The organism is Streptomyces sp. CB02414, from assembly GCF_001905385.1.
In the GTDB taxonomy this organism is placed as follows: Bacteria; Actinomycetota; Actinomycetes; order Streptomycetales; family Streptomycetaceae; genus Streptomyces.
Map to the genome: position 1 here is coordinate 92,537 of NZ_LIPF01000014.1, position 12,785 is coordinate 105,321.

General features: G+C 75.2%; 11 protein-coding genes. 2 read left to right on the forward strand and 9 right to left on the reverse strand.

Annotation, left to right across the window (positions count from 1 at the left end):
- Positions 1 to 42: 42 nt before the first annotated feature.
- The 6 genes from AMK11_RS34620 to AMK11_RS34645 all read right to left on the reverse strand — a co-directional run bounded on the left by AMK11_RS34620 (position 43) and on the right by AMK11_RS34645 (position 8,343).
- Entirely contained in the window at positions 43 to 1,665 is a 1,623-nt protein-coding gene (locus tag AMK11_RS34620) for a serine/threonine-protein kinase (RefSeq protein WP_073732092.1), read from the reverse strand.
- Between the two features lie 115 nt (positions 1,666 to 1,780).
- Positions 1,781 to 2,740 carry a threonine/serine dehydratase gene (locus AMK11_RS34625; protein ID WP_073732093.1) on the reverse strand — a complete coding sequence of 320 codons (960 nt, stop codon included), beginning with the start codon at positions 2,738 to 2,740 and terminating at the stop codon, positions 1,781 to 1,783.
- Positions 2,741 to 2,852: 112 nt separating this feature from the next.
- On the reverse strand, positions 2,853 to 3,530 hold the full coding sequence (locus AMK11_RS34630) for an AIM24 family protein (RefSeq protein ID WP_073732094.1): 678 nt from the start codon (positions 3,528 to 3,530) through the stop codon (positions 2,853 to 2,855).
- A gap of 59 nt (positions 3,531 to 3,589) precedes the next feature.
- Complete coding sequence (locus tag AMK11_RS34635; RefSeq protein ID WP_073732095.1) at positions 3,590 to 4,870, reverse strand: CAP domain-containing protein; 1,281 nt, start codon at positions 4,868 to 4,870, stop codon at positions 3,590 to 3,592.
- Positions 4,871 to 4,973: 103 nt separating this feature from the next.
- Entirely contained in the window at positions 4,974 to 7,931 is a 2,958-nt protein-coding gene (locus AMK11_RS34640; RefSeq protein WP_073732096.1) for an ATP-binding protein, read from the reverse strand.
- Positions 7,932 to 7,977: 46 nt separating this feature from the next.
- Positions 7,978 to 8,343, reverse strand: coding sequence for a VOC family protein (locus AMK11_RS34645; protein ID WP_073732097.1), 366 nt, complete (start codon positions 8,341 to 8,343; stop codon positions 7,978 to 7,980).
- A gap of 63 nt (positions 8,344 to 8,406) precedes the next feature.
- On the opposite strand from AMK11_RS34645, the gene AMK11_RS34650 reads away from it, so the two are divergent.
- Positions 8,407 to 9,276, forward strand: a complete 870-nt coding sequence (locus AMK11_RS34650; protein WP_073732140.1) for a universal stress protein — start codon at positions 8,407 to 8,409, stop codon at positions 9,274 to 9,276.
- 25 nt (positions 9,277 to 9,301) lie between these two features.
- On the opposite strand, the gene AMK11_RS34655 is transcribed toward AMK11_RS34650, so the two are convergent.
- The 3 genes from AMK11_RS34655 to AMK11_RS34665 all read right to left on the reverse strand — a co-directional run bounded on the left by AMK11_RS34655 (position 9,302) and on the right by AMK11_RS34665 (position 12,025).
- Positions 9,302 to 10,534 carry a DUF4032 domain-containing protein gene (locus AMK11_RS34655; protein ID WP_073732098.1) on the reverse strand — a complete coding sequence of 411 codons (1,233 nt, stop codon included), beginning with the start codon at positions 10,532 to 10,534 and terminating at the stop codon, positions 9,302 to 9,304.
- A 9-nt stretch (positions 10,535 to 10,543) separates the two neighbouring features.
- Positions 10,544 to 11,290, reverse strand: coding sequence for an MBL fold metallo-hydrolase (locus tag AMK11_RS34660; protein ID WP_073732099.1), 747 nt, complete (start codon positions 11,288 to 11,290; stop codon positions 10,544 to 10,546).
- Between the two features lie 105 nt (positions 11,291 to 11,395).
- Positions 11,396 to 12,025: an alpha-ketoglutarate-dependent dioxygenase AlkB gene (locus tag AMK11_RS34665; RefSeq protein ID WP_073732100.1), complete on the reverse strand. Its 630-nt coding sequence runs from the start codon at positions 12,023 to 12,025 to the stop codon at positions 11,396 to 11,398.
- A gap of 142 nt (positions 12,026 to 12,167) precedes the next feature.
- On the opposite strand from AMK11_RS34665, the gene AMK11_RS34670 reads away from it, so the two are divergent.
- Positions 12,168 to 12,764, forward strand: coding sequence for a TetR/AcrR family transcriptional regulator (locus AMK11_RS34670; RefSeq protein ID WP_073732101.1), 597 nt, complete (start codon positions 12,168 to 12,170; stop codon positions 12,762 to 12,764).
- Positions 12,765 to 12,785 lie beyond the last annotated feature (21 nt).

Sequence of the window (12,785 nt, forward strand, 5' to 3'; positions counted from 1 at the left end):
CGGCGAGTCCCCGGCCGGACGGAGCGAAAACGGCCCCACCGGTCACGCGCGCCGGTCCGCGCCCTCCCGGAACGTGGCGAGGACGGTGGCCAGCGCCTTCTCGTTCGCCGCGGCATCCCAGTCGTCCGCCGGTGCCGTCCAGCGCAGCGAGAAGCTGCGGCCCGCGCCCAGGAGGAATCCACGGCCGAAGGTGCGCACCCGATCACCGTCGTCGCGGGCGACCCACTCCATGTCGGCGGCCTCGCGGCCCCGGTAGGTCGTCGCCCGGATCTCGCCGATCCGGCGGTACTCGCCGTCCGACCGCCGGAGCCCGGGTTCCACGTCGTCGCGCCACACGGCCACCGGATCCGCGCCCGCGCGCTCGCTGTAGGTGACCGCGAGGGTGCGCGGGTCACCGGCCGCGCCGAAGACGACCCGGTACGCCCCGTCCGGCACCCGGGAGGTGTCCAGCCGGCGCCAGCCCTCGGGGAGGGCCACCGAGAAGCCCTCCGGGGCGTCGTAGCGGCGGAATCCGGCCGGCACGGAGCCGTCGGGACGGGAGGGCGACGCCGAGGGCGAGGGCGGCGGGGACGCGCTCGTCGGGGACGCGGGGGAGGAGGGCGCCGACCCACCGGCGGGCGGCGCGGCGGGGGACGGGGGGCGCCGGCCGGACCCGGTGGCGGCGTCGCCGCCGGTTCCGGGCAGCCCATGGGTGGCGGCCAGTACGGCGACCGTGACGGTGACGACGGCCAGGGCGGTGCCGGCCGCCATCGTCCGCCGGCTCCACTCCCGGCTCACCTGCCGGGCGGCGGCGCACGCGCCCCGCAGCCGGGGCCGGGGCACTTCGCGCCCGGCCGCGTCGGGGTCCTGCGTCAGGACCCGGGTCAGGGCCGCCCGGACCACCGGGCGGGTCAGCCGCGCCCGGGAGTCCTTGCGCAGCAGCCCCTGCACGGCCTGCGCGAGCGGACCGGCGCGCACCGGGGTGCGCAGCGGCAGCCGGTCCACGCCCCGCAGCGTCGTCTCGGGCCGGCCCCGGTCACGGAACGGCGGACGTCCCTCGACCATCGCGTAGAGGATCGCGCCCAGCGACCACAGATCGGCCGCGGGCCCGATCCGCTCGTCGCGGGCCTGCTCGGGCGAGGCGTACGAGGGTGCGCCCAGGCGCGGGGCGAGGGTGGCGCCGGCCAGTCCGAAGCCGGTGACGACGACCGAGCCCTCCTCGCGCACGAACACCTGCCCCGGGCTGAGTTCGCCGTGCGTGACGCCCTGGCCGTGCGCCGTCTCCAGCACGGCCAGCATTTCCAGCCCGATGCGCGCCGCCCGTACGTAGTTGAACGTGCCGTGGCGCTCCAGGAGTTCCCCGAGCGGCACACCGTCGACCCACTCGGTCACCGTCCACAGATCACCGTCCGTCACCACCGCGTCGACCACCTCGGCGACCCGCCCGGGGCACAGTGCCTGCACGGTCTCGCAGGTACGGACCACCCGCCCGGCGGTCCGGCGCGCCGCCTCGCCGGTCCGGTCCTCCTCCGGCAGAGCCGTCTGCGCGATCAGGCACGGGCGGCCCGTGCGGGCGTCCTCCCCGGACCAGGAGACGCGGTTCGTCTCCCGGTGGACGACCTCGAGCAGGCGGTACCGTCCGGCGATCAACTCGTGTGTGGAGACGCGCGCCCTGCCCATGGCCATCCCTCGTTCGCACCGCCGGCTCTCGGCTTGACCAGAGGTACGGTGAGCGGGCCGGGCCGCGTTCAACGAATGCCAGGTAACCCCCGGTAAGTACGAAAGTGGCGCGGAAGACCCGTCAGCGCAGCCCGAAGCGGTCCGCCCAGCCCGTCATGTCGGCGGCCGTGGCGTTCCCGCCGCAGACCACCAGTCCGATCCGGGCACTGTCCCCGACCCGCTCCACCACCCGCCGGGCCGCGGGCAGCAGGCACCCCGCGGCCGGCTCGGTCCACACCTTCCCGTGCTCGGCGAGCGCCAGCGAACCCTCGACCGCCTCCCGGTCCGGCACCACGAACACCTCGGTGACCAGCGCCGACACATGCTCGTACGTCAGCTGCGAGACGGCCGGGGCGCTGAGCGTCGTGACGATCGACGACAGGGGCACGGACCGCGGGCCGCCCGCCGCCAGCGCCTGCGACATGGCCTCGGCACCCTCCGTCTCCACGCCCCAGACCCGCACGCCCGGCCGCCGTGCCCGCAGCGCCGCCGCCACCCCCGCGATCAGCCCGCCGCCCCCGATGCTCACGAGGACGTCGGTGAGCTCCCCGGCGTCCTCGGCGAACTCCAGCCCCACCGTGCCCTGCCCGGCGACCACCACGGGGTCGTCGAAGGGGTGCACCAGGGTGAGCCCCTCCTCGCGCAGCCGGGACACGAGGGCGAAGGCGCTGTCCATGCCGTCGGTGAGCCGCACCAGCGCGCCCGCCTCCTCGGCGGTCTCCACGGAACGGGCCGGTGCCGTACGCGGCATGACCACCGTGGCCTTCACGTCGAGCGCGGCGGCCATGACCGCCACCGCGATGCCGTGGTTGCCGCCGCTGACCGCGACGACCCCGGCGGCCCGCTCGGCCCCGGTCAGCGACAGCAGCTTCGCCGTCGCGCCGCGCGCCTTGAACGAGCCGGTGCGCTGGAGCAGCTCCAGCTTCGCGGTCACCGGCGCCCCGAGCAGCGCGGACAGTCCGGGGCTGGGCACGGTCGGGGTGCGTACGACGTGTCCGGCGATCCGCTCGGCCGCGGCTTCGATGTCCGTGATCCCGATCAAGGCACTCTTCCTTCCGAACCCGGGCGCCCGTCCGCGCCCCTTGGCACCCTTTCGCGCGGGGTGCCCAAGGTCAACACGGTTCCGGGCGTCTCCAGGTCTCGGCCGGGCTGCCTCAGTGTTGCTGCGTCTTCTGCGGCGTCGCCTCGCTCGGCCGTACGACGACGAAGCCCTCGCCCTGGAGCACCAGCTGCACGGCTTCGCCGGAGCCGCCGCGCAGCATGGAGCCGATGGACTGCGAGCGGTGCAGCGAGGTCTCCAGCCCCGCGGACCAGCCGACGATCGCGTCCGTGTCGACGTACACGGGGTACTGGGGCGAGACCGGGATCACCAGCGGGCTGCCCTCGCAGATCAGGCCCAGCCTGCCCTGCCCGGTGAACACGCTGTTGAACAGCCCGCCGCCGGCGATGCCGGAGCCCTTGACGGTGGAGATGCGGTACGACAACGACACGTCGAAGCAGAGCACGTTGCGGCCGTTGACGGTGAACTCGTCGCCGGGCTCGACGTCCACGACGAAGCAGTTCTGCGCCTCGTGCGCGAACCAGGCCTCGCCCTGGCCGCGGACCGCCATCAGGGGCAGGCCCTCCCCGGTGACCGCGCGCTTGAGCATGCCGCCCACGCCCTGGCCCTTGCGCTCGAACTGGAGGTTGCCGCGGTAGGCGACCATCGCGCCCTGCCGCGCCAGCATCTCGCCGTTGACCGTGTAACGGATGCACTTGGAGTTCTCGACGGTCATGCCCGGCGCGGTGGCGGGCTGGACCATGTGCTCGCTGGAAAAGAGGTCACCCTTCATACGCGCATCCTGGCCCGGAGTGCTCCGTTCCGCCAAGATCGGGCGGCGGCTCGCTCCGCTCAGCCGCCGAAGAGCTGGGTCCAGTAGGTGCCCGCCCGGCCGCCGCCGGCGAGGCCGATCCCGATGTGGGTGAAGTCGGCCTTGAGGATGTTGGCCCGGTGACCGGGACTGTTCATCCAGCCCTCCACGACGTCGGCGGGGGAGCGCTGGCCGCAGGCTATGTTCTCGCCGACCGTGCGCCGGGCGGCGCCCGCGGCGGCGGCCCGGTCCCAGGGCTTGCCGCCGTCCGGATCGGTGTGGGAGTAGAAGTCCCGGGCCACCATGTCGGCGCTGTGCGCCTGGGCGGCGGCGGTTAGCCGCGGGTCGACGGCCAGCGCCGCCAGACCGGCCCGGACCCGCTCCCGGTTGGTGAGGTCCACGACCTCGGCCGTCGTGCGGGCCAGACCGTCCGGGGTGAGCGGCACCGCCCACAGCACCGCCCAGTACGTGTCGCCCGAGGGGCCGCCGGCCGCGTACGCCCACCCGGTGTGCGTGAAGGCGGCCTCGTGCAGCGTGCGCCGGGCCCGCTCGGCGCGCAGGCAGTACGTGACGAACTCGGCGGGCGTGCGCGGGCCGGAGACCAGGTGCTCGCCCACGGTGAGGTACGCGTATCCCGCGGAGACGACGCGCTGGTGCACCGAGACGCCGTCCCGGGTCTCGACGCTCAGCGCGCCGGCGGCGGCCATGGCGGCCGCGTGCGCCCGGGCCGCCGAGACCAGGCGGGCGTCGGCGGAGACGGGCCGGGAACCGTCCGCCGACCGCGCGGAGTTGACCAGCGCCAGGAATCCGTCGGAGTCGTCGGCCGGTGTCGCTCCGTCCGCCTCGTCGACGACGTCCACCCCGAAGTCCCGGGCGAGACCCGCGAGTCCGTCGGCGTATCCCTGCCCCAGGGCGCGCAGCTTCCAGCCCTCCCCGCGCCGGTAGAACTCCACGAGCAGCAGCACGGTCTCCCGCCGGGGGCGGGCGGGCGTGAACCGCGCCAGCGCGCGCCCCCGCGCGTCGGTGACATGGAGCGTGGGGGAGGGGAGCGCGTCGAGGCCGGTACCGGGGTCGGAGGGGCTCACCGCGACCGTCACGCGGGTGGCGCCCGGGCGCAGCCGCGCCGGATCGACGGTGAGCGTGCCGTCCCGCAGGAGCGCGCCAGGGACCCGCGGCTGGTTGTAGAAGACGAAGTCGCCGTCCCCGGCCACCTTGCCGCCGTCGTCCGTGACGAGCGCCGACACGTCGAAGGCGCCGGGCACCCGCACGCTCACGGGGCCGTCCGGCAGGGGGATGTTGCCCCCGGGCACCAGCTCGGTCATCCGCCGCCCTCCCTCCCGGTCGGTGCGCCCACGGGTGTCGGCTGCCGGGTCAACGTCCGCCGTGGACCAGGGGTTCCCGGAGCCAGGGGCCCTCGCGGCCCGGTCAGTCCGAACCCGCGGTCTCCGGGGTGATCAGACCCTGCCGGTAGGCGACCGCCACCGCCTCCGTGCGGCTCGCCGCCTCCAGTTTCGCGAGGATGTTGGAGACGTGGACGCTCGCCGTCTTGGCGGTGATGAACAGCTCCTCGCCGATCCGGCGGTTGCTGCGCCCCAGGGCGAGCAGCCGCAGCACGTCCCGCTCGCGGGCGGTCAGCGACGCGGCCCGGTCCCCGGTGTCCGCCGGCCGGGCACGGCGCAGCAGGTCGTCCAGCCGCTCGCGCAGCGGCGTGGCGCCGAGCCGGCCGGCCTCCCGGAGCGCGAGGCCGGCCTCCTCGGCCGCCTCCGCACGGCGGCCGGCCGCCAGCAGTGCCTCGGCCAGCCGCAGCCGGCACCGGGCCCGTTCGTACACGTCGCCGTGCGCGAAGCCGGCCACCGCCCGCTGCCAGGCCGCCGGGTCGGGCCCGGAGTCGAGCCGGGTCCACTCCGCCTCCGCGCGGGCCAGCCACGCCTGTCCCTCCAGGCCCTGCGGCCGGTCGTCCTCGCCCCTGCCGGCGGACCGGCGGGCCTGCTCCAGGAGTTCCGCCGCCGTGTCCGTCCAGCGGCGGACTCCCGCCTCGTCGCCGGTCGCGCGCAGCCCGACGACGGTGTCCGCGACCGCGGACAGTGCGAGCGCGGCGAGGCGGACGGTGACAGCCGGCGGCGTGCCCGCGTCGTCGGTGAGCGTCGCGACGGTGGACCGCGCCCACCGCACGGCGCCCTCCGCGTCCGCGCGCAGTGCGGCGGCGTCGGTCAGCACGATGCCCGCGACCAGCGTGACCATCCAGTCGAACGGCCCCTCCAGCAGGGCACGGGCGCGGTCGGCGGCCCCGAGGTCGCCGCGCGCCAGCGCCACGTACAGGCCGGGCGCGACGGTGTGGGCGCCCGCGGCGGGCGAGGGGCCGGCGTCGTCCTGAGCGGCCTCGCGCAGGCACTCGTCCCAGTGACCCAGTGTGTACAGCACCAGCAGCCGCAGATACCGCATCTCGCGCGGATAGGGCGAGGACAGCAGCCCCGAACGGCGGGCCCGCTCCAGCCCCTCGGCCGCCCAGCTCAGGCAGTCCGCCGGGGCGCCGGCCTCGAAGCAGCCGATGGCCAGGTTGAACAACGCGCGCAGCTCCACCGGCGCGTTCCCCGCCCGGCGCGCCAGCTCCCTCGCCTCCAGCAGCCGTTCCCGGCCGCGCGAGGTGGCCCGGTTGTCGTCCTCGAGACCGATCACCGAGATCAGGAGGTCCGCCCGGGCGTCCGCGACCCCCAACTCCTCGGCGACGCGCAGGGCCCGGCGGCCCACCCGCAGCGCTGTCTCGGTCTCCCCGACCTGACGGGCCGCCATGACGTGTGTCGCCGCCGCCCACACCCACGTCGGCGACGGCGGTTCGGCGGGGATCAGGGCGAACGCCTCGCTGCTGTGGGCGAACGCGGCCGACAGGTTGTCGACGCGCAGGAGGTTCCCGGCGAGCGTGTAGCGGACGCGGGCGGCGAGTTCCAGGTCCGCGTCCTGCCCGAGACCGGCCAGCGCGGACCGGGTGAGGGAGACCGCCCGGTGCAGGTCCCCGGCGTGCGCGGCGGCCGCCGAGGCACGCAGGGTGAGCGTCACGGCGTCGGGCCCGGCGGGCCGTGCGCTCGCGTCGACCGCCGGCCACAGGTCGAGGGCCGTCTCCAGGTGCCGCAGCTCCTCGGCGGGCGCCCCGATGTGCTGGGCGTGGTCCGCGGCCTCCAGGGACGCGGCGAGCGCCTGAGGCAGGTCGTGGCTCTCCCGGTAGTGGTGCGCGCGCTCGGCGGCGCTGTCGGACCGGCGGTCCGGACCGCCGAGCAGCCGGGCGAACGCGCCGTGCAGCCGGGCCCGCTCCCCGGGCAGCAGGTCGGCGTAGACGGCCTCACGCGCGAGGGCGTGCCGGAAGGAGTAGGTGTCGCCGTCGCCGGAGACGAGCAACTGCCGCCCCAGGGCCTCGCGCAGTGCCGACTCCAGTTCCTCCTCGGGCAGCCCGACGGCGTCCCGCAGCAGTGTGTGCCCCACCCTGCGCCCGGCGACGGCGGCGGTGCGCAGTACCTGCTGGGCGGTCTCCGACAGCTGCTCGAACCGGATGAGCAGGACGTCGGCCAGACCGCTGGGCACGCCCCGGGCGGGCGCGTCCGTGGCCGCGACCAGCTCCTCGGCGTAGAAGGCGTTGCCCTCGGCGCGTTCGACGATCCGGTGCACGGTCGTCTCCGGCAGCGGTCGCTCGCCGAGCGAACGCACCAGCCGGGCCACGTCGTCGTCGGGCAGCGGGCGCAGCTCCAGCCGCTCCACGGCCGGCAGCCGCACCAGCTCGGCGAGCAGGGGCCGCAGCGGGTGGCGGCGGTGCAGGTCGTCCGCCCGGTACGAGGCCAGCAGCGCGAGGCGGTGACCGGGCGCCCCGCCCGTCGGCCGTTGCAGGACTCCCCGGCTGAGCAGGAACCTCAGCAGGTCCCGGGAGGACTGGTCGGCCCAGTGCAGGTCCTCCAGGACCAGCAGCAGCGGGGCGACGGCGGTCAGCTCGGTGAGCAGCGCGGCGACGCCCTCGAACAGGCGCAGGCGCGAACGGGTGGTGCCACCGCCGTCCGCCTCGTCGGGGCCGCCGCCGAGCAGCCGGCCGGCCACCGGGTGGGCGGCCAGCACGGCGGCGAACCGCTCGTCGGCCGCCAGCACGCCGAGGATCTCGGTGAACGGCAGATACGGCAGGCCGACGTCGCCCAGGTCGACGCAGTGCCCGGTGAGCACGGTCGTCCCGGCCGCGGCGGCCCGGCCGGCGACCTCGTCCAGGGTCCGGGTCTTGCCGACCCCGGCGTCCCCGGCGATCAGCACCGCGCGGGCCTCCCCGGCGCGGGCGCGCTCCAGCACGCCGGTGAGACGCGCGAGTTCGTCCTCGCGGCCGACGAGCGGGCTGGTGAAAGAGGTCTGCGGCACGCGTCCATCCTGGCACGCGGGTCCGACAGCGCCCCGGGGTCCTCGCTCAGGCAGCGGGGCGGCCGCGGCGGGGGCCCAGCACGCAGAACTCGTTGCCCTCGGGGTCGGCCAGCACCACCCACGGCTGCTCGCCCTGCCCGACGTCGGCGCGGCGCGCGCCCATGCGCAGCAGCCGGGCCACCTCGGCCTCCTGGTCGTCGGGCCGGAAGTCGAGGTGCAGCCGGTTCTTCACCGTCTTGCCCTCCGGCACCGGCACGAAGAGCAGGCCGGGCAGCCGGTCCGGGGCGGGACGGATCTCGTACTCGTCGGGGGCGTCGTTCACCACGACCCAGCCGAGCGCCTCGGTCCACCAGCGGCCGAGCGCCACGGGATCGGCCGCGTCGACGTTCACCTGCTCCCACTCCAGAGTCATGAGGACAGCGTAGGGAACACTGGCCCCATGGACGACGTGACCGCGACACAGGGAGGGACCCGGATGACGCGCCCGATCACGGCAGGGGTGGACGGTTCGGAGGAGAGCCTGGCCGCGCTGGACTGGGCGGCCAGGGAGGCGGTCCGGCGCGGGGCGCCGCTGCACGTCGTGCACGCCTGGCGAGTGCAGGCACTGGACGGCGCGGGGGACCGGGACGCGCAGGAGCGGTGGGTGCGCGACGCGGTCGCCGAGTCCGTCGGGACCGTCACCGAACGGCATCCGGAGCTGACCGTGTCCACCGAGGTCCGCGAGGCCGACGACGCGGTCGCCGCGCTGCTCGCCGCCGGAGCCGGCGCCGAGACGCTGGTGCTCGGCTCGCGCGGCCACGGGGCGGTCGTCGGGTTCCTGCTCGGCTCCGTCGGCCGGCAGGTGATCGCCGAGGCCGCCCGGCCGGTGGTCCTCGTACGGTCCGGGGACGGTGCCGCCGCCGAGGCGGCGGGCCGCGAGGTCGTCGTGGGTCAGCAGGGGGAGCCGGAGGACAGCGCCGACGTGATCGGGTTCGCCTTCGAGGCCGCCGCCGCGCGCGGCGCCACCGTGCGCGCCGTGCGGGCCTGGACGCTGCCGACGGTGTTCACCTACAGCCCGGGCTCGATGGCGCTCGCCGACGAGGCGGGTGGCCTGGAGCAGTACGAGCGCAAGGCGCTCGGCGAGGCGCTGGCACCGTGGCGCGAACGCTTCCCCGACGTGCCCGTGATCGAGCACGTGGAGATGGGCAGCGCCGGTCAGGTGCTGCTGTCGGTGGCCGGCGGCGCCCAGCTGATGGTCGTCGGCCGCCGCGCCCGCCGTACGGCCGTCGGCGCCCGCGTCGGCTCCGTGGCGCACGGCGTGCTGCACCACGCCGAGTGCCCGGTGGCGGTGGTCCCGCACGCCTGAGGGCGCCAAAGGCGCGGTACGCCGCTCAGTCCGCCGTCGGCTGAAGCGTCTCGCGCGCCCTGGGCAGGATGTTGGCGATGTAGTCCGCGACGGCGGTGTCCAGCCCGATGTCGTGCTGGGCCCGCTCGGACAGGTACCAGCGGTGCTCCAGCAGCTCGTGGTAGATCTCCGCCGGGTCCATCGCGCCGCGCAGCTCCACCGGTACGGCGCGCACGGTGGGCCGGAACACCTCGCGCACCCAGCGGTGGGCGAGGACCTCCGGGCGGGCACCCAGGGGGTCGCCCGGGGCGTAGTCGTCCTGGGTGGCCATCCAGCTCTCCAGGTCGTTCAGCAGCCGCCGGGCCTGGTTCTCCTCGGCGTCCAGGCCGGTCAGGCGCAGCAGCTGGCGCTGGTGGTGGCCGGCGTCGACGACCTTGGGCACGAACGTGACCGTGTCGCCGTTGGAGGCGTGCTCGATCTGCATCTCGGCCACGTCGAAGCCGAGGTCGTTGAGCCGGCGGATCCGGCGTTCGATGTAGTGGTACTTGCCCGCCGGGTAGACGGAGGTGCGCGTCAGCTCCTCCCACAGGCTCCGGTAGCGGGCGCAGATCTCGGTGCCGAAGTCGATGGGGTCGACGGAGGGGTGCAGTGCTCCCGACGCCTCCAGGTCGAGGAGTTCCCCGCTGATGTTCACCCGCGCGAGGTCGAGGTCGTAGTCGCGCTGCCCGTCGCTGAGCCGCTGGTGCAGCTCCCCGGTCTCGGCGTCCACCAGGTACGCGGCGTAGGCCCCCGCGTCGCGGCGGAAGAGGGTGTTGGACAACGAGCAGTCGCCCCAGGCGAACCCGGCGAGGTGCAGCCGCACGAGGAGTACCGCGAGGGCGTCCATCAGGCGGTGCATGGTCGCCGGGCGCAGTGTCGTCTCGAACATCGACCGGTAGGGCATCGAGCCGCCCAGGTGCCGGGTGATCAGTACCGGTTCCAGCGGATCGCCCGAGGCGTCGGTACGGCCCGTGACCACGCCCAGCGCGTCGACCGCGGGAATGGCCAGGCGGTCCAGGTCGCGCAGCAGCTGGTACTCGCGCAGCGCGGGGCGTTCGGCCAGCTCCTTGACGGCGACGACCTCGTCCCCGGCTCGGGCGTAGCGGACGACGTGCCGGGAGATGCCGCGCGGCAGCGGCACGAGGTACTCCTCGGGCCACTCCTCCAGCGGCGTCTGCCAGGGCAGTTCGAGCAGGAGCGCGGGGTGCTCCGGGTTGGTGGCGCTGATCTGCAAGGCCATGCCCCGACTCTAGAACGCCCGTTCCCGGGCCTGGCGCGCGGCTTCCTTCACCAGACCCCGGTGGACCGGGCCGTGCCCGGGGAGCAGGACGTCGGCGTCCAGTTCCGCGATGACGTCGAGGGAGGCCAGGGCGCCCGCCCGGTCGTGGTGGAACATGCCGGGCAGCAGCTGGGGTCCGCAGATCCGGGACGTGGCGTGCGCGCTCACCAGCGCGTCGCCGGAGATCACCACGCCGGCGCCCGGGAGGTGGTAGACGCAGTGCCCGTCCGTGTGCCCGGGCGTGTGCACCGGTACCGGCCGGCCGGGCAGGTCGAGGGCGCCGTCGGCGGGGAAGGGCTCGGGCGAGGCGACGGGGTGACGTTCGGTGCCGCCGGAGCGCAGGACGTGCACCGTCCAGGGCAGCACCCCCGGCCGCCAGGCGTTGCGCAGCACGGCGGCGACGGACACCTGCTGGAGGAAGTCCCGGCGGGCGTGCGGCACTTCGGCCGGGTGGAGCAGGACCGGCGTGCCGTGCGCGGCGCGCAGGTACTCGGCCGAGCCGAGGTGGTCGTTGTGGGCGTGGGTGATCAGCACGGCCGCCACCGCATCGGGTGAACTGCCCACGGCGGCCAGGGAGTCCAGCAGTGTCCTGCGGTCGCCGGGGTAGCCGGTGTCGACCAGGGTCACCGCGTCGCCGTCCGTGAGGATTACCCAGTTGGTGTGGCCGCCGTGCACCAGATGGGTGCCGTCGGCGACCTGCCGTACGTCCGGTCGCATGGTTCTCCCGCGTCGAGGTGGCTGCCCGTCGGGCGACAGCCAACCAGACGCGGCGGCCGGGAAGGGCGCACGACCCTCGGAGTACGACCCCTCGGCCCACGACCCTCAGCGCACGCCGTGCGGCCGGAACTGGACGCTGATGCGCGGCCCGGCGGCGCGGGTGCTCTTGGGCACGCAGTGCTCCCAGGTGCGCTGGCAGGAGCCGCCCATCACGATCAGGTCGCCGTGGCCGAGCGGCCGGCGCACCGTGGCGCCGCCCCCGCCCGCCGGGCGCAGCAGGAGATCACGGGGCGCGCCGACCGAGAGGATCGCGACCATCGTGTCCTGGCGTGCGCCCCGGCCGATCCGGTCCCCGTGCCAGGCGACGCTGTCCCGGCCGTCGCGGTAGTGGCACAGTCCGGCCGTGGTGAAGGGCTCGCCCAGTTCTCCGGCGTAGTGCGCCGTCAGCGCCGCGCGCGCCTCGGTCAGCAGCGGGTGCGGAAGCCGGTCGCCCGCGCCGTAGAAGGCGAGCAGCCGGGGCACGTCCACCACCTGGTCGTACATGGCCCGCCGCTCGGCACGCCACGGGACCTCGGCGGCCAGGTGCTCGAAGAGTGCGTCGGCGCCGCTCAGCCAGCCCGGGAGGAGGTCGATCCAGGCGCCGGAGCCCAGCTCGGTGCGGCGCAGACCGTCGAGCGGGCCCAGCCGGACCTCGTCGGTCTGGTCGAAGAGCGAACTCTGGAGGTGCGTGGTCATGGAGCCAGCGTACTCCGTATTCGAAAATGCGTTCTACTCCTGCGGGGTCCGGTGTCGCACCCCTTTCGATACGACGGTGTATCCGATACGTTCACGCATCGAACGGAGGGCGAGGGGTGTGGTGGTGAGGACGACGGGGCGGATGACCAGGCGGCGCGAGCGCACCCGCGCGAACCTCCTGGACGCCGCGTTCGAGGTGTTCGCCGCCAAGGGGTTCGGGCGGGTGTCGATCGAGGAGGTGTGCGAGGCCGCCGGGTACAGCAGGGGCGCCTTCTACTCCAACTTCGACAGCCTCGACGAGCTGTTCTTCGCGCTCTACCGGCAACGCGCCGACCTGATCGCCGAGCAGGTGTCCGGCGCCCTCGCCTCCGACGGCCCCGGCCTGGACGTGCCGGCCGCCGTGGAGCGGGTCACCGAGGTGCTGCTCCTCGACCGGGACTGGCTCCTGGTCAAGACGGACTTCCTGGTGCACGCCGCCCGCGACCTCGACGTGGCCCACGCCCTGCTGGAGCACCGGGCACGGCTGAGGCGGGCGATCGCGGACCGGCTCGCCCGGGCCCGCGGGCACACCCCGCTGCCCGCCGCGCTGGGTGACGCCGAGGGCGCCGCGCACGCCGTGGTCGCCGCGTACGACGGAGTCACCACCCAGCTGCTGCTGGACCGGGACGTCGAACACGCCCGGGTCTGGCTGGGGCAGCTGCTCACCGCGCTGCTCATCGACGGCAGCACCAGTCAATGACGGAACAGGAAGGGACGGTCG